Annotated in this window: 18 protein-coding genes; 7 read left to right on the top strand and 11 right to left on the bottom strand. The window is 69.1% G+C overall.

All coding sequences use genetic code 11. The features are described 5' to 3' along the window. Positions 1-368 precede the first annotated feature (368 nt). The 3 genes from AC6CHX_RS06000 to AC6CHX_RS05990 are packed head-to-tail and all read right to left on the bottom strand — an operon-like array spanning position 369 to position 1,825. The gene (locus AC6CHX_RS06000) at positions 369-773 is read right to left on the bottom strand and encodes a DUF202 domain-containing protein (protein ID WP_498272005.1); all 405 of its coding nucleotides are present in this window, start codon (positions 771-773) and stop codon (positions 369-371) included. Next, positions 770-1,126, bottom strand: coding sequence for a YidH family protein (locus AC6CHX_RS05995; RefSeq protein WP_498272004.1), 357 nt, complete (start codon positions 1,124-1,126; stop codon positions 770-772). Before AC6CHX_RS05995 ends, AC6CHX_RS06000 begins: the two co-directional genes overlap by 4 nt. Before the next feature lie 48 nt (positions 1,127-1,174). Next, positions 1,175-1,825, bottom strand: coding sequence for an HAD-IA family hydrolase (locus AC6CHX_RS05990; RefSeq protein ID WP_498272003.1), 651 nt, complete (start codon positions 1,823-1,825; stop codon positions 1,175-1,177). Between the two features lie 69 nt (positions 1,826-1,894). Here AC6CHX_RS05990 and AC6CHX_RS05985 point away from each other — a divergent pair, with 69 nt between their 5' ends. Then, entirely contained in the window at positions 1,895-3,037 is a 1,143-nt protein-coding gene (locus AC6CHX_RS05985) for a DUF998 domain-containing protein (protein WP_498272002.1), read from the top strand. A 3-nt stretch (positions 3,038-3,040) separates the two neighbouring features. Here the strand turns inward: AC6CHX_RS05985 and AC6CHX_RS05980 are convergent, their stop codons facing one another. The 6 genes from AC6CHX_RS05980 to AC6CHX_RS05955 all read right to left on the bottom strand — a co-directional run bounded on the left by AC6CHX_RS05980 (position 3,041) and on the right by AC6CHX_RS05955 (position 8,997). Continuing rightward, a complete protein-coding gene (locus AC6CHX_RS05980; protein ID WP_498272001.1) occupies positions 3,041-3,961 on the bottom strand; it encodes a carbohydrate ABC transporter permease in 921 nt (306 codons plus the stop codon). Beyond that, complete coding sequence (locus tag AC6CHX_RS05975) at positions 3,958-4,893, bottom strand: carbohydrate ABC transporter permease (protein ID WP_498272000.1); 936 nt, start codon at positions 4,891-4,893, stop codon at positions 3,958-3,960. Before AC6CHX_RS05975 ends, AC6CHX_RS05980 begins: the two co-directional genes overlap by 4 nt. Before the next feature lie 56 nt (positions 4,894-4,949). Then, entirely contained in the window at positions 4,950-6,266 is a 1,317-nt protein-coding gene (locus tag AC6CHX_RS05970; RefSeq protein WP_498271999.1) for an extracellular solute-binding protein, read from the bottom strand. Positions 6,267-6,306: 40 nt separating this feature from the next. Then, positions 6,307-6,999, bottom strand: coding sequence for a PIG-L deacetylase family protein (locus tag AC6CHX_RS05965; protein WP_498271998.1), 693 nt, complete (start codon positions 6,997-6,999; stop codon positions 6,307-6,309). Beyond that, positions 6,992-7,981 (bottom strand): GNAT family N-acetyltransferase, encoded by a 990-nt coding sequence (locus AC6CHX_RS05960; protein WP_498271997.1) that lies wholly within the window; start codon positions 7,979-7,981, stop codon positions 6,992-6,994. Before AC6CHX_RS05960 ends, AC6CHX_RS05965 begins: the two co-directional genes overlap by 8 nt. A gap of 158 nt (positions 7,982-8,139) precedes the next feature. Further along, complete coding sequence (locus AC6CHX_RS05955; protein WP_498271996.1) at positions 8,140-8,997, bottom strand: MurR/RpiR family transcriptional regulator; 858 nt, start codon at positions 8,995-8,997, stop codon at positions 8,140-8,142. Between the two features lie 134 nt (positions 8,998-9,131). Between AC6CHX_RS05955 and AC6CHX_RS05950 the strand changes: the two genes are divergently transcribed. From AC6CHX_RS05950 to AC6CHX_RS05930, 5 genes are all read left to right on the top strand, one after another. Beyond that, positions 9,132-10,028 (top strand): N-acetylglucosamine kinase, encoded by an 897-nt coding sequence (locus tag AC6CHX_RS05950; RefSeq protein ID WP_498271995.1) that lies wholly within the window; start codon positions 9,132-9,134, stop codon positions 10,026-10,028. Further along, positions 10,018-10,953, top strand: a complete 936-nt coding sequence (gene murQ, locus AC6CHX_RS05945; RefSeq protein ID WP_498271994.1) for an N-acetylmuramic acid 6-phosphate etherase — start codon at positions 10,018-10,020, stop codon at positions 10,951-10,953. Before AC6CHX_RS05950 ends, murQ begins: the two co-directional genes overlap by 11 nt. Before the next feature lie 87 nt (positions 10,954-11,040). Further along, positions 11,041-11,706 carry an SDR family oxidoreductase gene (locus AC6CHX_RS05940; protein WP_498271993.1) on the top strand — a complete coding sequence of 222 codons (666 nt, stop codon included), beginning with the start codon at positions 11,041-11,043 and terminating at the stop codon, positions 11,704-11,706. Between the two features lie 150 nt (positions 11,707-11,856). Beyond that, positions 11,857-13,305 (top strand): glyceraldehyde-3-phosphate dehydrogenase, encoded by a 1,449-nt coding sequence (locus tag AC6CHX_RS05935; protein ID WP_498271992.1) that lies wholly within the window; start codon positions 11,857-11,859, stop codon positions 13,303-13,305. 336 nt (positions 13,306-13,641) lie between these two features. Continuing rightward, positions 13,642-14,688 carry a winged helix DNA-binding domain-containing protein gene (locus AC6CHX_RS05930; RefSeq protein WP_498271991.1) on the top strand — a complete coding sequence of 349 codons (1,047 nt, stop codon included), beginning with the start codon at positions 13,642-13,644 and terminating at the stop codon, positions 14,686-14,688. Between the two features lie 44 nt (positions 14,689-14,732). Here AC6CHX_RS05930 and AC6CHX_RS05925 read toward each other — a convergent pair whose 3' ends face one another. Then, positions 14,733-16,175 carry a helix-turn-helix domain-containing protein gene (locus AC6CHX_RS05925; RefSeq protein ID WP_498271990.1) on the bottom strand — a complete coding sequence of 481 codons (1,443 nt, stop codon included), beginning with the start codon at positions 16,173-16,175 and terminating at the stop codon, positions 14,733-14,735. Positions 16,176-16,287: 112 nt separating this feature from the next. On the opposite strand from AC6CHX_RS05925, the gene AC6CHX_RS05920 reads away from it, so the two are divergent. Further along, on the top strand, positions 16,288-18,150 hold the full coding sequence (locus tag AC6CHX_RS05920) for a phosphoenolpyruvate carboxykinase (GTP) (RefSeq protein ID WP_498271989.1): 1,863 nt from the start codon (positions 16,288-16,290) through the stop codon (positions 18,148-18,150). Between the two features lie 224 nt (positions 18,151-18,374). Here AC6CHX_RS05920 and AC6CHX_RS05915 read toward each other — a convergent pair whose 3' ends face one another. Beyond that, positions 18,375-20,261 carry an ABC transporter ATP-binding protein gene (locus tag AC6CHX_RS05915; RefSeq protein WP_498271988.1) on the bottom strand — a complete coding sequence of 629 codons (1,887 nt, stop codon included), beginning with the start codon at positions 20,259-20,261 and terminating at the stop codon, positions 18,375-18,377. Between the last annotated feature and the right edge of the window lie 56 nt (positions 20,262-20,317).

The raw sequence follows: 20,317 nt of genomic DNA, 5'->3' as shown, positions 1-20,317 counted from the left end.
AGAGGTGGACCCACCCACACCGACAACGGCGTCGCCCTCTGCTGGCACCACCACCGCACCCTCACCACCTCCGGATGGGAAATCCGCATGATGGACGGCACACCCCACGTCCGCGGACCCGCCTGGTGGGACCCCACCCGACAATGGCGCACACCACAACCAGCGACGCGACGACCCGCGGCGCGACGACCTGCGACGCGACCGACGACCTCGTCGCGACACGACGGGCGCTCTTTTCCATTGCGGGTGTGACGCCTCGGTGCCGGCATGAAGGGGGAGGACGAAGCGTCCTCGGATGGCGGGCAAACGCCTAACCCACGGGAGGGTTTCAGTGACGGCCGTCGCCGTCCAACCCTTCGCAACGCGATCTAGGGAACGAGAAGTGACACCGCGACGATGGCGAGGGACACGAGACCGAAGCCAGTGGCGAGCATCGTGAAGGCGAGAAGCATCCCGCCTCCGGGCATCGCCGCGCCCGAGGGACCCGGCGGTGTCGAGCGTTCCGGGGGTGTCGAGGACTGCAGCGCGCCGGTCGTCTGCAGCTGTCGGCGTCGGGCGGCCACCCAGAAGGCGCACGCGGCGCCGATACCGATCACACCCGGAGCGAACCCCCACGCTGCGGCGCCGGCGGGCAGCAGGAGCGGGAAGATCCGCAAGGACACGACGGAGCCGATCGCGATCGCGAGCGCAGTCCGCCGCCACGCGAGCTCGGTCCGTTCCGGCTGCAGTCCCGGATCGAACGGCCCCTGGGCGGTCTGCCCCTGATCGGTCACCGCCAGAGCACTCCGGCCAGCACGAGCAGACCCACGATCGTCACGACGACCGCCAGCACGATCGCCGAGAAGGCTCCCGGGAGCGGGCGTGACTGCCGCAGAGCCCGCTCTGCGCGCATCCACTCCCACCAGGCGAGTGGAGCGACCGCCGTGCCTGCGAGCATGAGCAGAAGCGAGGCGGCGAGGCGGAACCCGGCATGCAGGTCGAGCCCCAGGACTTCGAGAGCGACGCCACCCGCGATCAGCGCGAGCCCGGTGCGCGTCCAAGCGAGGAAAGTGCGCTCGTTCGCCAGGGAGAAACGCGGATCGGGTTCTTCGCCGATGCCGTACACCGAGGCGGGGAAACGTCGCATCGCCTCATCGTAGCGGCCGAGGTGCGGCGGTCGAGGGAGGGATTCTCGTCAGGAGATCGTGATCTCGAACCCATTCGCGGTGGGGGCCACGGCCACCTGGGAAAGGTCCGTCACCAGGACCGTCGGGTTGTGCGCCGCTGCGTGCTTCCCGACCCCGACGACCCGCATGCCCGCCGCGAGACCCGCCTGGATCCCCGCGCCCGAGTCCTCGAACACGATGCAGTCGGCAGGATCGATCCCGAGCAGACCCGCAGCGCGGACGAACCCCTCCGGATCGGGCTTGGAAGCGGACACGTCTTCCGCGGTCACGCGGCGCTCGGGGACGGTGAGTCCGGCGGCCTGCATCCGCGCGGTCATGAGAGACACGTTGGCGGAGGTGACGATCGCGTGCGGGAACGGCTGCAGCGCCTCGAGCAGCGCTCGAGCGCCCGGGATCTCGATCACCCCGTCGACGTCGCCGGCCTCGGTGGCGAGCATGATCTCGTTCTCGTGGAGATTGATGGCGTGGTCGCGGTCGGGCAGCATGATCGCCATGCTCTGGTGGCCCTGTCGGCCGTGCACGACACGGAGCACCGTCTCGGGGTCGATGCCGTGCGGCTCCGCCCAGGCGAGCCAGAGCCGCTCCACGACAGCAGTCGAATCGACGAGGGTTCCGTCCATGTCGAGAAGGACGGCGCGGGCGGCGAGAGTCTGAGGCACCTATCCAGGCTAGTGCCGGCCGGTTGCGACACCGCCGACTTCTATGATGTGGACCGGGAGGCACGGACGATGAATGCGCTCGCGAAGAGAGTCGTGCAGGTACTTCGGCAGGTGCGGGGTCCCGACACGGCCGATGCCGTGTTCGAGGCGACCGCACTGATCGTCGGCGCGGGCTTCCTCGTGATCGGCTTCGTCATCGCGCTCCCGGTGTTCTGGGGCCACGAGCTGGCGATCAGCGGCAGCGGTTCGATCGGTGTCTTCGCCGCGTTCGGCGGGGCGATCACCGCGGCCGTCTCCTTCGCGCTCGGGCGCATCGCGGTGCGGCCGGAAGAGGTCGATCCGGGCGCCGTCCGCGACGGCTTCACCGTGCCGGGCGACCGACTGCGCTGGTACGACCTCGCCGCCATCGCGTTCGCGCACGCGGCGATCGCCTACCTCGGCTGGCTCGGCGTCGCCGAGCTGCTCGAGCGGAGTTTCACGGATGCGCCGGTCTTCGCCTTCCCCGGCGCGGTACTGGTGGCGGTCGCGTTCGTCCTGACCGGCTACGTGTCCTTCCTCAGCGCTGTCGCCCTGACCCCGATGGTCCTCTCTCTGGTGCTCGCGGTCTTCCTGGTGGTCGGTGCATTCGCCAGCATGCTCGCCTCCAGCGACGTGCACTGGTGGCGCGACAACCTGTCGGCGCTCGGGATGAGCAGCAACAGCTCGTCGGTCGCCTTCAACGCGACACTGATCATCGCCGGTGTCATGGTGACGACCATCGCCCGCTACGCGACAGCCGGACTCCCCGCCGACGACCCCGCCGACCGCCGTGGACGGTTCCTCGTGCGGGGAGGTCTGATCCTCCTGGGGATCTTCCTCGCGTGCGTCGGGCTGTTCCCCGTCGACGAGTTCTTCCTCCTGCACAACACCGTCGCCACGGGCATGACCGTCGTCTTCGGAGTCATCGTGGTGGGGCTGCCGTGGCTGCTGCCCAGCATCCCGAAGGTGTTCGTGGCCTTCGGCTGGGCCTTCGTGCTGGTGATCATCCTTCTGGCCGCATTCTTCGCGGTCGGCTACTACAACCTCACCGCCGTCGAACTCATCGCCGCCGTGCTGATCTTCAGCTGGATCATCGTGTTCCTGCGCACGGCGGGCTCGATCGGAACGATGCCGCCCGCCCGCATCGACGAGGTCGGGCGGGCGGGCGGCACGGTGCCGGGAGCCATGGCGTGAGCGTCAGCCCTTCACGCCACTGGCCGCGATTCCGGCGACGAACACCCGCTGCGTGACCAGGAAGACCAGGAGCGTCGGAAGCGACGCGATGATCGCGCCGGCGAGCACCACGTTCTGATACTCGAAGCTCATCGTGTAGGACATGAGCCGGTTCAGGGTCAGGACCACCGGGTAGAGCGCCTCCGAACGCAGGATCGAGAGCGGCCAGATGAAGTTGTTCCATGCGTAGACGAACATGAACACCGCGAGGGTGACTATCGCGGGCTTGAGCAGCGGTACGACGAACTGCCAGACGATCCGGAACTCGCCGGCGCCGTCCATCCTCGCGGCCTCGATGAGCTCGTCCGGGATGTCGCGGATGAACTGGCGCATCAGGAAGATGCCGAACGCGTTCGCCAACCATGGCAGCATCACGCCGAGATAGGTGTCGGAGAGGCCCATGCTGTTGACGAGGTAGTACAGCGGCACCAGAGTCACGATCGGGGGGAGGAACATGGTCGCGACGATGGCCCAGAACAGCAGGTCGCGTCCCTTGAACGTGTGCTTAGCGAACACGTAGCCGGCGAGGATGCTGGTCACGAGAACGCTGATCGTGCTGCCGCCCGCGATGATGAGGCTGTTCATCATGGACTGCATGAACGGCACCGCCGTCAGCGCGGTCGCGGCCTGATCGAGCGTCGGGTCGGTCGGGAACCAGGTCGGCGGGATCTGGGAGAACTCCGCGGGCGACTTCAACGCGGAGATCACCAACCAGTACAGCGGGAACAGCGGCACCAGGGCGACGATCGCGAGCAGCAGGTAGAGCCCGGCCGTCGACAGTCGCCGCCGCATCGGAACCGGACGCCGAGCGGGCGGCGCCATCGCCGACTTCGGAGCCCGTGGCAGCGTAGTGTCGGGGGTCGATGCCTGGGTCTGAACACTCATCGCGTGCGTCCCTTCATGACGATGCCGAGGACCCCGCCGACCGCGATGATCATCAGGAACAGCGAGACCGCGAGCGCCGAGGACTCCCCGGCCATGCCGTACTGGAACGCGGTGCGCTGGATCTCGAACGAGACCATGTTGGTCGAGTTGGCCGGCCCGCCCTGGGTGAGGAGGTAGATCGGATCGAACACCTGGATCGAGTTGATGAAGGTCATCAGCACCACGAACACCAGCGACGGACGCAGCATCGGGATCGTGATCGACCAGGTCTGGCGGACGATGCCCGCACCGTCGATGCGCGCCGCCTCGTAGAGGTCCTCGGAGATCTGCGTGAGACCTGCGATGAGGAGGATGACGTAGTAGCCCAGCATCTGCCAGACGTTGAAGATCACCAGCGACACCAGCGCCCATTGCGGGTCGCTCAGCCAGCCAGGCGGATCGATGCCGACCGCGGCGACCATGGTGCTCAGGGGCCCGTAGCCCGGAGCGTAGATGTTGCTCCAGATGATGACGATCGCGATCGTCGGGATCACATACGTCGCGAAGAGCAGCACCCGCACGATGCCTTTGCCCCTGAGCCGCGGGAAGTACAGCAGCAGGGCGATCAACAGCGCGATCGGAACCGTGATGACGATCGACAGCAGCACGTACAGTGCGGTGTTGCCGAGGGCCTGCACCCTGGTCGCATCGGCGAACAGCCCGGAGTAGTTGTCGAGCCCCACCCACGTCATCTCGGTGATGGGTGTGAACATCGACCAGCGGTGGAAGCTGATCCACACCGTCATCAGCGTGGGGATGAGTGTGAAGACGCCGATGATGAGCAGAGCCGGGCTGAGGAACAGCGCCGACCAGCGTCGGGTGGAGGCGATGCTCCGGCGCTTCGGGGCGCGCGCGACGGGCGGCGCGACGGCGGGGCGTTCGAGGGTCGTCAAGTCAGGCCTTTCGGAGGGGGCGGGGAGGCGGACGGAGCCGCCTCCCCGCCGGGGTGTCACTGTGCGGCGGTGAGCGCGGCGTCGACGTCGTGGGACGCGTTCTCCATCGCTGTCTTCGCGTCGACCTGACCGTTCACGAGTGCCTCCAGCTGTCGCTGCAGGGCATCGGTGGCGGCCGGTCCGCCGAGCACGGTCGGGAACGGGGTCGCGTTCTCCAGAGCTGTCACATACGACGACAGGAACGGCGTCTCCAGCTCGGTGGCGTGGGCTTCCAGGTCGGAGGACCGCGTCGGGAGGATCCCCATCGACAGCAGGATGTCGGCCATCGCCGAGGAACCGGCTTCGCCGGAGTCCGGGCCGTTGAGGTAGGTGAGGAACTCCCACGCGGCCTTCTGACGCGCGTCCGAGGCCTTGCCGTTCACCATGGTCATCCAGGAGTACGAGATCGACGATGACTCATCGCCGCTGGGGCCGACCGGGATCGGCGCGGTGGCGACGTTCTCGAAGTCATCACCCATGCCGTCGCGGAGCGCGCTCTCCCACCAGTTGGCCATGACGATCATGCCGGTCTGCCCGTTCACGAAGGCATCGAGGTACGGGCCGGTGGTGTTGGCGTTCGCCGTCGACTTCCTCGGGTCGCTCGACCCGTCGGCGATCAGCTTCTCGTACAGCTCCGCGGTCTCGAGCGCTTCGGGACTGGTCAGCTCCGAAGCCGTCCCGTCTTCGTTCAGGAACGAACCGCCGTTCGAGGCGAGAAGCGACAGGAACGGATGGACCACGCCGGAGTTCCACCCGGTGATGAGGCCGAAGCCCTGCTGGTCGCCGGTGGTGAGCTTCGCGGAATCCTCGACCAGGGCGTCCCAGTCGGCCGGAGGCTCGGCGATGCCCGCCGCGTCGAACAGCGCGGTGTTGTAGTTGAGCTGGTACAGGTCGATCTCGTTCGGGATGCCGTACACATCGCCGCCGTTGCTCGCCGCCGAGACGACGCCGGCCGGCCAGTTCTCGGTGACTTCGTCGGCGACGTCGGTGGGCGCGGCGGCGGCGAGGCCGTCGCGCACCAGCTCGGGCAGCCACGCGTCGTAGATGCCCACGATCGCCGGGCCGTCCGCGGACGCGCCCTGCGTGCGGAGCGTCGAGAGCAGGTTGCCGAAGGGCACGGCCTGCACCTTGACGGTGATGTCGGGGTGGTCTTCGGTGAACGCCGCCCCGGCGGCCTCCAGCATCGCGACCTGGTCGGGGCCCCAGTGCGTGAGGAAGGTGAGTTCCTGGGCGCCGTCGGCGTCGCTGGAGCCTCCGGAAGAGCCGGAGCAGCCGGCGAGGGTCAGCGTCGTCGCGAGACCCAGAGCGGTGACCGCGAGAAGTGATTTCTTCATGGTTCCTTCGTTTCTGTGCGTATCGGGTGGGAAAGGATGATCACGGGCCTGCGAGGGTGAATTTCTCCGCCCCCGCGGAGCGGAATGCGGCTGCGCGCCGCTCGCCGACGAGGCAGCCCTTGACCTGCATCAGTGCGGAGTAGTAGTCGATGAACCGGAAGCCGTAGGTCTCGCCGCGTGCGAAAGCGTGTTCCTGGATTCCGGTGAGCCACAGATCGAACGCCTCGTCGGGGATGCCGAAGAACGTGTCCGCCTCGAACCCCTCCATGTCCTCCCAGTTCTCGGCGTGCAGGATCCGGGGCACCGAATGGCGCTCGGCCTCGATCTCCTCCAGCGGGATGGAGGCCAGGAAGGCGCCGCGCAGGGCGGCCTGCGCGGCACGCTCGTGATCCCGGTGCATCGAGTGGATCCAGTGCGTGATCAGGACGTCGGGCTTGGTGGAGCGGATGATCTCGGCGATCTGCTCGGCGACCGCCTCATCGTCGGGGAGGAACCCGTCGGAGTAGTCGAGCGTGATCAGCTCGGCGCCGATCGTCTCGGCGAAGAAGCGGGCCTCGTGGAGTTTCTGCTCGCGGTAGACGCTCGGGGCGACGGTCGGGTGCCCGCGCTCGCCGTAGGTGCAGTCGACGATGATGGCGCGGCCGCCCTCGAGGACGACCTTCGCGAGGGTGGGGCCCGCGGTCAGCTCCATGTCGCCGATGTGGCCGCCGACGGCGATGACGGTGTTAGACATTGCTCTCTCCGATCTCTGCGCGCAGGATGTCGAATGTGCGGGTCGCGGCGAACCCGGTCTTGGCGTAGAGCGCGGAGGCGGTCGAGCCCTCGTCGGCCCAGAGGAACCAGGCGCTGTGCGCGCCGAGCGCGGTCATCCGCTCCAGGGTCAGGTGGAGCAGCGCCTTGCCGAGCCCCGTTCCGCGGCTGTCGGGGAGCACCCCGAACGGTCCGAAGCGCTCGATCACCGACTCGTAGGTGCCGTGCATCGCCCAACCGAGCATCGTGCCCTGGGGGTTCTTGGCGATGAGGATGCGTTCGAGCGGCAGCCCGCCGAGCACGCCTTCACGGATCGCGCGCGCCCAATCGGAGTTGAAGGCGTCGCCGGCGATGCGGATCAGGGGTACGAGATCGTCGTCGCTCGGCGTTCCGAGGTACCAGCCGTCGGCGCGGAGCGCGTCGACCCGGGTGCGGACCTCCTCAGGCATCTGGTAGCCGATCAGCGACCGGTCCATCGCGCTCGGGCGCTCGATGAGGGAGAACCCCAGCGAGGCGAGCAGAGCCGACGCGGCGGGGTAGCGGGCAGCGTCGAGGCCAGGCAGCACGTAGTTCGGCGTGTAGGCGGAGAAGATCACCTCGGTCCTACCGTGCGAGCGCAGCCAGTCGATCGCCCTGCTCAACAGAGCACGTCCCAGACCGTGACCGCGCTGCTCGGGGACCACGAAGAAGAACGGGATCCATCCGGTTTCCGGCTGGAGGTCGTCGGCGTGGTGCGCCACGCGGCGGCGGACGGCATAGGCCGCGCCGACGATGGCGCCGTCGCACTCGGCGATGAGGAGGCCGTCCGCATCGAAGTTCCGGTCCAGCAGGACCAGATCGCGCAGGCGCGCGGGGGTGATCCCGTCCTGTGGGGCGGATCGTGTCCAGGCCTCGGCGAGAGCGGCACTCTCACCGGGGCGGAAGGGGCGCACCGTCGTGGTGCCGTGCTCGTGCGTCAACGTCATCGTCCTCTCGCCATCGGGTGAGGCCCAGTATGGCAAGAATGTTCAGACTTGTCGAGACTTTCGTAGTTCGTTTACATCACGGAAATATGACGGTTTCCGGTGCCGGCAGAGGAGCGGCCGGAGGTGGTCGGGCGCGACCGCGGTCGCGTCGTGCAGAGTCAGTCGCGCAGGGCGCGGGTCGCCTCGCGAGTCCGGCGCAGGGCGTCGACCGTCTCGCTGAAACGTCGCTTCGCGATGCCGACGAAGAGGCAGTCGACGAGGGCGAGCTGCGCGATCCGGCTGACCATCGCCCCGGCGCGGAAAGTGGACTCGCGCACCTCTGTGAACAGTGCGTGATCGGCGGCGGCGGCGAGAGGGGAGTCCTTGGCTGATGTGACCGCGATGGTCGCGGCGCCGTTGGCGCGAGCCGTCTCCAGGAAGCGCACCGTCTCGGCGGTCGACCCGGCGTGCGAGAACCCGATGGCGACCGTGGGCGAGGTCTGCAGCACGGTCGCGGCGATCGCCTCATGGGGGTCCGAGGGGACATGGGCGTTCCGACCCACGCGGAGGAGCTTGTGCGCGAGGTCTTCTGCGACGAACTGGCTCGCCCCGATGCCGAAGATCAGGATGCGGTCGGCCTGGTCCACCGCGTCGATCGCGGCCTCCAAGACGTCGAAGTCGAGTCGGGCGACGGTCTCCTCGATCGCCAGCAGCTCGAGAGCCGCGAGCTTGGACACCGCTTCGCTGAGCGTGTCCTCGTCGGAGATCTCGGACCCGAAGGCGCCGCGCGCCGAGAACTGCGCGGCTTCCTTGCCCAACTCGGTCGCGAGTGCCATGCGCAGCGGTGCGTAGCCGCTGAATCCGATCGCGCGGCAGAAGCGCACGACCGAAGCCACCGAGGTGCGGCACTCCTCGGCGAGCTCGTTGATGGTCATATCGATGACGACCGACGGATTCTCCCGGATCGCTGCGGCGACGCGGGCGAGAGACGGGGGCAGCGTCGCGGCTGCTGCCTCGATCGTCGACTGAATGCTCATCCGGTTCCTCCAGAGATGTGGGAGTCTCAGTATGTCGTGGCCCCCTGCACAGCGCCTGGTAAATTCTTTTCAGTAAGTCTAGATCCGATGTAGACTCTTTTCGAAGTGTTTCGCATGTCACAGCGAGGAGAGAGATGAGCAGCGCCCCGCCGACCGCCGCGGTCGACCTCGGCAAGACCCGCTGCCGCGTCCTGGTCGACGGCGAGCAGCGCGTCGTACGCTCAGGCACCGGCGCCCCGGGACTCGCGACGCCACAGGGCGTCGAGCAGGCCGTCGCCTCGATCCTTCCCCTGCTCGACCAGGACGCCGCTCCCAGGCTTCTCGGCGTCGGTGCAGCCGGTGCCTGGGTCGCACCCGATGCCGCACTGGCGCTCGCGGCCGCGCTCGCCGCCGCCGTGCATGCGCGCGTCGCCGTCGCGTCCGACGTCGTCACGGCGCACGCCGGTGCGCTCGGCGGTTCGCCCGGTGTGCTGCTGATCGCGGGCACGGGTGCGGCGGCGCTCGGCGCCGACGCAGACGGCATCCGCCTGGTCGACGGCTGGGGGCCCGACATCGGTGACTTCGGCAGCGGATCGTGGCTCGGCCGCGAAGCCGCAAGAGCCGTGCAGCGCGCGGCCGTCGGGCTCGCGCCCGAGACTCGACTGAGCGAAGCAGTGGCAGAGCGCATCCGTCCCGCAGGCGACGTGGTCTCCTGGATCGCCGAGGGCGGTTCGGTCGCCCGGCGCCTCGGTTCCCTGGCCCCTCTCGTGCTCGACGCCGCGGAGGCCGGCGACCCCGTCGCCCATCAGATCGCGACGGAGGCCGTGCGCCTGCTCACGGCCACCGCCGTCGCCGCGTCCGCACGGACGCGCGACGTCGCGCTGCACGGCGGCCTCACCGACCATGCGTGGTTCCGGGAGTCGCTCATCTCCTCCTTGCACGCTGCCGGCCGCCGGGTCGTCCCCGCCGCCGGCGATGCCCTCGACGGTGCGCTGCTGCTCGCACGCCGCACCGACCTCCCTCACGAAAGGTTCGTCCACCGTGCCGAATGACCACTCCCGCCTCGCCTCCCTCCTCTCCGTGCTCGAGAGTCTCGGCACCGAGGCGTCGACGACCGAGCGGGGAGACCTCGACCTGTTGAGCACGGCCGAGCTCGTGCGTCGGATGAACGCCGAGGACCGCCGGGTCCCCGAGGCCGTCGCCGAGCGGGCGGAAGAGATCGCCGCGGTCGTCGATGCCGTCACCGAACGCTTTCGGCGCGGCGGTCGACTGATCTACATCGGCGCCGGAACGGCAGGGCGCATCGGCGTCCTGGACGCCAGCGAGTGCCCGCCCACCTTCGGCACGGATCCGTCGATGGTGGTCGGACTGATCGCCGGCGGCGAGACCGCGATCCGCTCGGCCGTGGAGAACGCGGAGGACGATGAGGCCGCCGCAGGGGAGTCGCTGCGTGAGCTCGGACTCTCCGTCGATGACACGGTGGTCGGCATCTCGGCTTCCGGACGCACTCCGTACGTGGTCGGCGGCCTGAACTACGCCCGTAGCGTCGGCGCGTTCACGGCGGCGATCGCCTCGAACGCGCACTCCGAGATCGGGGCGGTGGCCGACGTCGCCATCGAGGTCGTGACCGGGCCCGAGTTCATCTCCGGGTCCACGCGACTCAAGGCCGGCACCGCGCAGAAGCTCGTCGTGAACATGCTCACGACCCTGTCGATGATCAAGCTCGGCAAGACCTACCGCGGGGTGATGGTGGATCTGCTCGCCACGAACGAGAAGCTCCACGCGCGCTCCATCCGCACCGTGTCGCAGCTCGCCGATGTCGACATCGACGTCGCGGCCACCGCGCTGCAGGGAGCCGACGGCTCGGTCAAGCGGGCGCTGCTGATGCTGGCGGTCGACGCCACCCCGCAGGAGGCGGCGGCTGCGCTCGACGAGGCCGACGGCGTGCTGCGCGACGCGATCGCCGCTCTCGCCTGAGTCGGTGCGATCGCGGCCGTCGTGGTGTGCCTCGGCGCGTGAGCGAGCCGTGCTGACGCGCTGCCGGTGGTCCGATAGCGTGACGGGATGCCCCTCGCTCTGATCACCGGCGCCGCCCGCGCGAACAGCATCGCCGCCGGCATCGTTCCCCGCCTGCGCGCAGCCGGCTGGACCGTCGTGACGAGCGACCTCCGCGACGCCGACCATCCCGCCGACCTGTCCACCCCGGAAGCGCCGGAAGCTCTGGTCGCCGAGGTCGTGGCCGCGCACGGCCCGATCTCCGCGCTCATCCTCAGCCATGCGCACGACGCGCAATCCGGCATCCTCGACACCACGGCCGAGAGCTTCGATCTGCACGTCGCCGTGAACGCACGGGCCAGCCTGCTGCTGATCGCGGCCTTCGCGCGGCAGGTGGGCGACGAAGGGGGAGTAGTCCTGGCACTCACCAGCGATCACGTGACGGGAAACCTCCCGTACGGCGCATCGAAGGGCGCTCTCGACCGTCTGGTCATCTCGGCAGCCCGCGAGCTGGGTCCGCGCGGCATCTCGGCGAACGTGCTGAATCCCGGACCCATCGACACCGGGTGGATGGACGACGAGACGCGCACGAGCCTGGGCGGCATGACGCCGCTCGGGCGGCTCGGACAGCCCGCCGACGTAGCCGCGGTGGTGGAGTTCCTCGTGTCGGACGAGGGCCGCTGGATCTCGGGACAGCTGCTGAAATCGGACGGGGCGTTCTCGGCGCAGTACTGACCGAGCGCGCTCGGCACGCCTCCCGTCAACGCGCGCGCCGCCGATTCGGCGCGCCATCTCGCGGCTTGTACGCTGGTGGCATCCCCCGATCCACCCGGCACATTCGCGCGCCGGCGATCTCGGCGCGCGCTCACACATGCAAGGATGCAGATGAACGATTCCGCGGCACACCGCGACGACTGGGCTGAGAGCGAAGAGCTGGCGGAGCGGATGATCCCGCTCATCGGGGCGCTTCGACGCGAACACGATGTGGTCACCTCGCTGCACGGGCACCGACTGCTCGGACTCTCGGCGACGGGACTGGTCGAGGTGCACGAGCGCGTCGCCCAGCTCGGACACGAGCGCCTCCCCATCGAAGACACCCTCGCCGTGCTGGAGGCGATCCACGCCCTCGCCCCCGGTGCGTCATCCCTCGATGTCGCGCGCCTCGTCGCCGGGCACGCCGAGAGCGACCAGCCGCTGGATGCCTACCTCGCCGAGGAGCTCGCACCCGCCATGGGAGCCGTCGCCGCCGAGCCCACCGATGTGGTGCTGTACGGCTTCGGACGCATCGGGCGCCTCCTCGCCCGCATCCTCATCGCCCACACCGGCGGCGGCAGCGGACTGCGGCTGCGCGCGATCGTCGTCCGCCGCGGTGCGGAGAACGACCTCGCGAAGCGCGCCTCGCTGCTGCTGCGCGATTCGGTGCACGGACGCTTCGCCGGCTCCGTGACCGTCGACGAAGAGGCCGAGCAGATCATCGCGAACGGCACCCGCATCCAGGTGATCTACTCCGACGACCCGGCATCCATCGACTACACCGCCCACGGCATACAGGACGCGATCGTCGTCGACAACACCGGACGCTGGCGCGACGAGGAAGGCCTCTCGCAGCACCTGCGTTCGACGGGCGTCGCCCGCGTGCTGCTCACCGCCCCGGGCAAGAGCCCGCTCAAGAACATCGTGCACGGCATCAACGACGAGACGATCGCCGACTCCGATCGCATCCTCTCCGCGGCCTCCTGCACGACGAACGCCATCACCCCGGTGCTCGCCGCGATCGACGAGGCCTACGGCGTGGTCAAGGGGCACGTCGAGACGGTGCACTCGTTCACGAACGACCAGAACCTGATCGACAACTTCCACAAGGGCGACCGCCGCGGCCGCTCGGCGGTGCTCAACATGGTCATCACCGAGACCGGCGCCGCCAAGGCCGTCGCCAAGGCGCTGCCGCAGCTGGAGGGCAAGCTCACCGGCAGCTCGATCCGGGTGCCCACCCCCGACGTGTCGCTCGCGGTGCTGCACTTGACCATCGAGCGTCCGGCCACGAAGGACCAGGTCAACGACTACCTGCGCCGGGTCTCGCTGCACTCGAAGCTGCGCCAGCAGATCGACTACGTCGAGAGCCCCGACGTCGTCTCCACCGACTTCGTCGGCTCGCACCGCGCCGGCATCGTCGACGGCCTCGCCACGATCGCCGACGAGGACACCCTGATCCTCTACGTCTGGTACGACAACGAGTTCGGCTACTCGTGCCAGGTGATCCGCGTGCTCGAGGTCATGGCGGGGTCGCACCCGATCGTGCTGCCGGAGCGTCGTGAGGTGACGCTGCAGGGCTGAGGCGCCTCGCCCCCTCGGCCCTCTCTGAGATCGAGCCACCCCTTTTCGGCCGAGCCGCCCCCTTTCGTACGCACTAAGCGGGGTGGCTCGCACAGAAGGGGCCGGGTCGCGCAGGAAGTAGGGGAGGAGGCTCGTCACCGGGCCGGGGCCGGGCCCTTCCCTTACTTCCCTTCGCTCCACGCGAGCCACCCCTTTGCGCCCGAGCCACCCCTTTTCGTGCGCACGTAGAGGGGTGGCTCGCACAGAAAGGGCTGGGTCGCGCAGGAAGTATGGATCGAGGTGGGCGGTGCGCGAGAAAGGCTGCGCCGCGTCGGTGGCGCCCGGCATGATGGGGGCATGAAGACCGTGCCCCTGCTCGCCGAGCGCCTCCGATCGCATCGTCTGAGCGCACCCACGCGCACGGTGACGGATGCGGCGCACCACATGCTCGCGGTGCAGAGTCAGGACTTCACCGCGGGCCGCTGGGCGCTCGCCGCGCGCACCCGAGGACAGGTGCGACTCCGGGATGTCGATCGCGCCTTCGATCGCGGCGACCTGGTGCGGGGCTGGACGATGCGCGGCACGCTGCACATCGTTCCGGCACGTGACCTGGGCTGGATACTCGATGTCACCGCTGCCCGGCAGCGGCAGCAGGCGGCCTCCCGTCACCGCCAGCTGGGCATCGATGACGACATGGTCGCGACGGCGGTGCGCGCGCTGATGCCGCAGCTCCGCGACGGCGGACGCACACGCGCCGAGGTGTTCGAGATCCTCGAGGGCGTCGGCATCGATCCCACGGGGCAGCGCGGCATCCACCTGCTCTTCACCCTCACGATCGACGGCCTCCTCTGCCAGGGCCCTGTCGCGACGCGGACGGGCATCACCAGAGACCAGCGATTCCTGCTGGTGGAGGAGCACATCCGGGAGCACACGCGTCCATCGGACCCGCTCGCCGAGCTGTTCGTGCGGTACATCGACGGACACGGACCGGCGGGCGTCACCGACTTCGCCTGGTGGTCGGGACTCACTCTCGGTCAGTCACGCGAGGCGGTCGAGCGCGCGGCGGGGCGGGTCGATGAGGTGGAAGAGGGGCTGTTCGTGTCGCTCCAGCGCCCGCGGCGCGCGACAGGCGCGGCGACGGTCCACGCCCTCCCCGCGTTCGACGAGTACTACATCTCCTATGCCGACCGCACGACCGTGTGCGCGCCCGAGCACCTCGCCATCGTCGGCCCGGGCAAGAACGGGATGGTGCGGGCGACGATCGTCGAGCAGGGACGCGTCATCGGATGCTGGACGCACGCGAGCGCGACCCGCGACCTGCCACCGGAGCTGTTCGTGCAACCCGCAGATCCGGCAGCCGTGGAAGCTGCGCTGGCGCGATTCGCCCACTTCGCCGGCGACTGAGCGCCCCGCCGGCGACGGAGCAAGCTGCCGGCGGGGAGGCACGATTACTCACTCGCGTGCCGACCGAGGAAGTTGTAGACCTCGTTGTCGTCCACGCCGGGGAACGCGCCGCGGGGGAGAGGCGAGAACATGTGTGTGTGCACGCGGGCGCTCGGCCACGCCTTGCCGTTCCAGCGCTCGGTGAGTTCGGCCGAGGGTCGCCGGCAGCAGGACTCGTCGGGGCAGGTCGACACGGCGCGATCGCTGGTCTCACGGCCGCGCCACCAGCGCGCGTCGTCGAACGGCACGCCGACCGTGATGGAGAACTCCCCCTCACTCGACGAGCCGGTCTGCGTCGAGCACCAGAACGTGCCGGAGGGGGTATCGGTGTACTGGTGGTGCTCCGTGGTGCGGTTCTGCTGCGTGAACGCGGCGCGCGCCTGGAACTTGCGGCACACCCGCTGTCCCTCCACCGCGCCGGTCACGTCCATCGGCAGCGGCAGGTCGTCGTTCTCGTAGACGCGGGTGATCGCGCCCGTGGCGTCCACGCGGAGGAAGTGCAGGGACATCCCGAGGTGCTGCGTGAGCAGGTTCGTCATGCGCATGCCCGCACCCTCGTGCGTCACTCCGAATGCGTCGCGGAAGTCCTCGACCGCGAGGTTGCGATCCTTCTTGGCCTGCTGCAGGAACGCCACGGCGGCCGTCTCCGGCATCAGGCAGCACGCGGCGAAGTAGTTGATCTCGAGCCGCTGCTGGAGGAAGTCGGCGTAGTCGGTCGGCGGCGTGTGCCCGAGGTAGCGGTGCGCCATGGCCTGCAGCGCCATCGAGCGCAGGCCGTGTCCGCCGGGGATCGACGCCGGGGGAAGGTAGATCCGCCCGTTCTCGAGGTCGGTGACCGATCGGGTGGAATGCGGCAGGTCGTTCACGTAGATCAGTTCGAAGCCGAGCTTCTCGGCCATGATGCTCACCGTGCGGTGGGTGAGCGCGCCCTGCACGTGACCGGCGGCCTTCAGATGCTTCTCCGCCAGCTTCTCGATCTCGGGGAGGTAGTTGTTCTGCGCGCGCATGCGCAGCCGCATCTCGGTGTTCGCGCGCCGCGCCTCCTCCGGGGTGGCGATGGCTTCGCGCTCGCGGCGCTGCAATTCGCGGTGCAGTCCGAGGACCGACTCGATCGTCTCGTCGCTCATGCCCTTGGTCACGCGCACCGGCGCGACGCCGAGCTGGCGGAAGACCGGACTCTCCTGCGCGCGCTCGAGCTCGATCTCGAGGGCGGCGCGACGGTTCGGCGGCTCACCCGAGATGAGGTCGGTCACCTCGGTGCTCGTGGCGTGCGCGATCGCCTGCAGCAGCGACAGCTTGGGTTCGCGCTTGCCGTTCTCGATCAGGCTCAGCTGAGATCCGGCGACGCCGACCAGTGCGCCGAGCTCGTCGAGGGTGAACCCCTTCTCCAGCCGGTGGTGTCGGATGCGGTGGCCGAGAGTCGTGAGGTGAATGCCGGAGGACGCCATTCCTTGAGTGTAGCGAAAGAATTACGGTTCTTATCGCTCGATTTGTCCGAAAGTCCGGCTGGAAGCGGAAGAAGATAGGTGCAACGCCCCACAGTTCAAAGGAGCACACGTCATGGCCTTCGCCGAAGTCTTCACCCCCCGCACGTCTCCCGTCGCACCGACGCGTACGTTCGGCGCGGCTCCGACGTATGACACCCCTGCCATGGCCGAGCTGGCCGCGTGGGTCGAGGAGATCCGTGCGCTCACCCAGCCCGACTCCGTGCACTGGGTCGACGGCTCCCGCGCCGAGAACGACTGGCTGCTGCGCGGCCTGGTCGACGAGGGCAAGCTCATCAAGCTCAACCCCGAGTGGCGTCCCGGCTCCTACCTCGCCCGCTCGCACCCCAGCGACGTGGCCCGCACCGAGGGGCGCACCTTCATCGCCTCCGAGCGCGAAGAGGATGCCGGCCCCACGAACAACTGGGCGGACCCCGCCGAGATGCACACCAAGATGGACGAGATCTTCGAGGGTTCGATGCGCGGGCGCACGATGTACGTCGTGCCGTTCTCGATGGGACGCGTCGGCGGACCGCTCTCGCACATCGGCGTGCAGATCACCGACAGCGCCTACGCGGTCGCCTCGATCGGCATCATGACCCGCGTCGGCGACGCCGTCACGCGTCAGATCGCCGAGGGCGCGCCCTGGGTCAAGACGGTGCACACGGTCGGCGCCCCTCTCGGCCCGGGCGAGCAGGATGCCGAGTGGCCCTGCAACGACGACAAGTACATCGTCCACTTCCCCGAGACGCTCGAGGTGTACTCCTACGGTTCGGGCTACGGCGGCAACGCGATCCTCGCGAAGAAGTGCTTCGCCCTGCGCATCGCCTCGGTCATCGCCCGTGACGAGGGCTGGCTCGCCGAGCACATGCTGCTCATCCGCGTGATCGACCCGCAGGGCAAGGCGTACCACGTCGCTGCCGCGTTCCCGTCGGCGTGCGGCAAGACGAACCTCGCCATGCTCCGACCCACCATCCCCGGGTGGAAGGTCGAGACCCTCGGCGACGACATCGCCTGGATCCGTCCGGGCGAAGACGGTCGCCTGTGGGCGATCAACCCCGAGGCCGGCTTCTTCGGCGTCGCACCCGGCACCGGCGAGTCGACCAACGTCACGGCGGTCGAGACGCTGTGGGGCAACACGATCTTCACGAACGTCGCGCTCCGCCCGGACGGCGACGTGTGGTGGGAGGGTCTGACCGACGAGGCGCCCGCGAACCTCGTCGACTGGGAGGGCAACGAGTGGACGCCCGACTCCGGTCGGCCGGCGGCGCACCCCAACTCCCGCTTCACGGTGTCGGCGGCGCAGTGCCCGCAGATCTCCGACGACTGGGAAGAGGCCGTGCCGCTCGACGTCATCCTGTTCGGCGGACGCCGCGCCAGCAACGTCCCGCTCGTGGTCGAGGCCACCGACTGGACGCACGGCGTCTTCCTCGGCTCGAACATCTCGTCCGAGCGCACGGCTGCCGCCGAGGGCACGGTCGGTGAGCTCCGCCGCGACCCGTTCGCGATGCTCCCGTTCTGCGGGTACAACATGGCCGACTACTTCGGTCACTGGCTGAAGGTCGGCCGCGGTCTGCGCTTCGACCGGGCGCCGCGCATCTTCCAGGTGAACTGGTTCCGCCGCGGCGACGACGGCCGGTTCCTGTGGCCCGGCTTCGGCGACAACTCGCGTGTCGTCGACTGGATCATCCGCCGCATCGCGGGTGACGTCCCCGCGGTCGACAGCCCGATCGGACGCCTGCCGCGCGTGGAAGACCTCAACCTCGACGGGCTCGACATCCCCGCCGCCGACCTCGACGAGCTGTTCGCCGTCGATGCCGAGGCGTGGCAGACCGAGGTCGACCTGACCGAGGAGTTCTACGACACCTTCGGCGACAAGGTTCCGGCGGCGCTGCGCGCCGAGCTGGCATCGCTGCGCTACCGCCTCGCGAAGGCGTAGCCCCCAGACCGGTGCCGGTTCGGGGGAGCCGGCACCCTCACACCCGCGAAGGCGGGACATCAGAGACGAACCCATGGCTGAGTGGTCTCCGACGTCCCGCCTTCGTGTTGCGTGTGCTCCGCCCCATCGCCGAGACCCCGCTCTATCGCCGAGACCCCGTGTTGCTGCGGTGAGTAGGTCGGGGCGTCGGCGTGAACCCGGGGTTTCGGCGGGAACGGCGTGCGTCAGGTGAGCAGCTGGTGCCGGGCCAGGTCGCGATAGAGCGGTGTCGTCTCGACGAGCTCGGCGTGCGTGCCCTGACCGACCACGACGCCGTCCTGCAGCACCACGATCAGATCGCTGTCGACGACGGTCGAAAGGCGGTGCGCGATGACGATGAGCGTGCGGTCGGTGGAGACGGCATCGATGGCCTCGCGCATCCGCTGCTCGTTCACACCGTCGAGCGATGACGTCGATTCGTCGAGCAGCAGGATCGGTGAGTCGGTGAGCAGGGCGCGGGCGATCGCGAGGCGCTGACGCTCACCGCCGGAGAGCATCACTCCGTCCTCGCCGACGGGTGCCTCGATGCCGAGCGGGTTGCGCTCGAGCACGTCGCCGAGGTTCACGGCACGCAGCACGCGCTCGCAGTCGGCGTCGGAGGCTTCGGGTGAGGCGAGACGCAGGTTCTCGGCGAGTGTGCCGGCAAGAGTGGGCGCATCCTGCTCGACGTATCCGAAGTTGGCGCGGAGGTCGTCGCGCGGGTAGGTACGCGCATCGTGACCGTGCAGGCGGATCGATCCGCCGGTCGGGTCGTAGAAGCGCTCGATGAGCGAGAGGATCGTGCTCTTGCCGGCACCGCTGGGGCCGACGAGGGCGACGCGGGAACCGTGCGGAACGGCGAACGAGACTCCGCGGAGCACCTCGTGGTCCTGCACCGTCGGCGCCGCGTCCTCGGCGGATTCCAGATGCGCGTCGGCGAGCAGGTTCCGTGCTTCCTTGGCCGCGGCCTGGCGGGCTGCCACGACGTTCGCGGGGTAGTGGAAGCGCACGTCGCGGAACTCGATGGCCGGTGCTCCGGATGCTGCGTCCTCGCGAGGCAGCGCCGCGGCAATGGCCTCGTCGTCCTGTGACTCCGTCGGCAGGTCGAGCACCTCCTGGATGCGCCCGAGCGCGCCGAGTGCCTGGTTCACCGAGGTGATGGCGCCGAAGGTCGTGGCGAGCGGCATCACGAGCAGGAACAGGAACATGATGAACGAGATCAGCGACGCGATGGTGATCGCGCCGGCGGCCACCCGGAACCCGCCGACGCCGAGCACCACCAGCAGCGACAGCTGCAGAGCGATGCCGGAGACGGGTACGACCATCGACGAGATCTTGGCGATGCGCACGCCGATGCCGTATGCGTCGGAGGCGAGCTCCGACACCGCGGCCGTCTCGCGCTCGGTGGCCCCCGAGGCGCGGATGGTGCGGATCGAGCCGACCGCGCGCTCCACACCGGAGGCGAGCTCGCCGACCTTCTCCTGCTGGGCGGTCGAGGCGGTGCGGATGCGGCCGCTGAGCAGCACGACGACCGTGACGGAGATGCCGATGACGACCACGATGAGCAGCAGCAGGATCGGGTCGATCACGAGCATCGCGATCAGTGCGCCGAGGAACAGCACGGCGCTGCCGACGGCATCTGCGAGGCCCTGCGTGAGCACGGCGTAGAGGAGGGTCGTGTCGGTGCCGACGCGCGAGACGAGGTCGCCGGTGCGGCGGGCGTCGAACTCGGAGGTCGGCAGGTGCAGGATGCGGGCGATCAGCTTGCGGCGACTCGAGAACACGACCGCGGTGCCGGTGCGCTGAAGCAGATAGTGCTGGAAGCCGGAGATGACGGACGACACGATCACGAAGCCGACCAGCAGCCACACGAGGATTCCGATGCCGGTGTCGGACTGCACCGCCTCGATGACCTGGCCCACGAGCAGGGGTTGCACGAGAGACGTGGCGGCACCGACGACGCTGAGTACGGCGACCACGATGAGGGTGCGCTTGTGTTCGAAGAGGAAGGGGAGGAGCTGGCGGAAGGTGGCGCGCGGGCCTTCGGGCTGTGCGCCACGTCCGCGGCGGCGTGCTGTCGCCGAACCGGACATGCGGGACCTCGATCTGGAGATGGTACTTCGACCGTACTTCGTGCGCGGCCGAATCC

The sequence above is a fragment of the Microbacterium sp. GQ128 genome (genome assembly GCF_059758615.1).
This window is presented reverse-complemented; position numbering and strand designations above follow the sequence as displayed.

What these genes read in the sequence shown, in the direction of transcription:
- AC6CHX_RS05965 (WP_498271998.1), bottom strand. Translation starts at nt 6,999, where the DNA reads ATGTCTAACACCGTCATCGCCGTCGGCGGCCACATCGGCGACATGGAG.
- AC6CHX_RS05920 (WP_498271989.1), top strand. Translation starts at nt 16,288, where the DNA reads ATGGCCTTCGCCGAAGTCTTCACCCCCCGCACGTCTCCCGTCGCACCG.
- AC6CHX_RS05995 (WP_498272004.1), bottom strand. Translation starts at nt 1,126, where the DNA reads ATGCGACGTTTCCCCGCCTCGGTGTACGGCATCGGCGAAGAACCCGAT.
- AC6CHX_RS05950 (WP_498271995.1), top strand. Translation starts at nt 9,132, where the DNA reads ATGAGCAGCGCCCCGCCGACCGCCGCGGTCGACCTCGGCAAGACCCGC.
- AC6CHX_RS05985 (WP_498272002.1), top strand. Translation starts at nt 1,895, where the DNA reads ATGAATGCGCTCGCGAAGAGAGTCGTGCAGGTACTTCGGCAGGTGCGG.
- AC6CHX_RS05915 (WP_498271988.1), bottom strand. Translation starts at nt 20,261, where the DNA reads ATGTCCGGTTCGGCGACAGCACGCCGCCGCGGACGTGGCGCACAGCCC.
- AC6CHX_RS05955 (WP_498271996.1), bottom strand. Translation starts at nt 8,997, where the DNA reads ATGAGCATTCAGTCGACGATCGAGGCAGCAGCCGCGACGCTGCCCCCG.
- AC6CHX_RS05960 (WP_498271997.1), bottom strand. Translation starts at nt 7,981, where the DNA reads ATGACGTTGACGCACGAGCACGGCACCACGACGGTGCGCCCCTTCCGC.
- AC6CHX_RS05930 (WP_498271991.1), top strand. Translation starts at nt 13,642, where the DNA reads ATGAAGACCGTGCCCCTGCTCGCCGAGCGCCTCCGATCGCATCGTCTG.
- AC6CHX_RS05970 (WP_498271999.1), bottom strand. Translation starts at nt 6,266, where the DNA reads ATGAAGAAATCACTTCTCGCGGTCACCGCTCTGGGTCTCGCGACGACG.
- AC6CHX_RS05940 (WP_498271993.1), top strand. Translation starts at nt 11,041, where the DNA reads ATGCCCCTCGCTCTGATCACCGGCGCCGCCCGCGCGAACAGCATCGCC.
- AC6CHX_RS05980 (WP_498272001.1), bottom strand. Translation starts at nt 3,961, where the DNA reads ATGAGTGTTCAGACCCAGGCATCGACCCCCGACACTACGCTGCCACGG.
- AC6CHX_RS05925 (WP_498271990.1), bottom strand. Translation starts at nt 16,175, where the DNA reads ATGGCGTCCTCCGGCATTCACCTCACGACTCTCGGCCACCGCATCCGA.
- AC6CHX_RS05935 (WP_498271992.1), top strand. Translation starts at nt 11,857, where the DNA reads ATGAACGATTCCGCGGCACACCGCGACGACTGGGCTGAGAGCGAAGAG.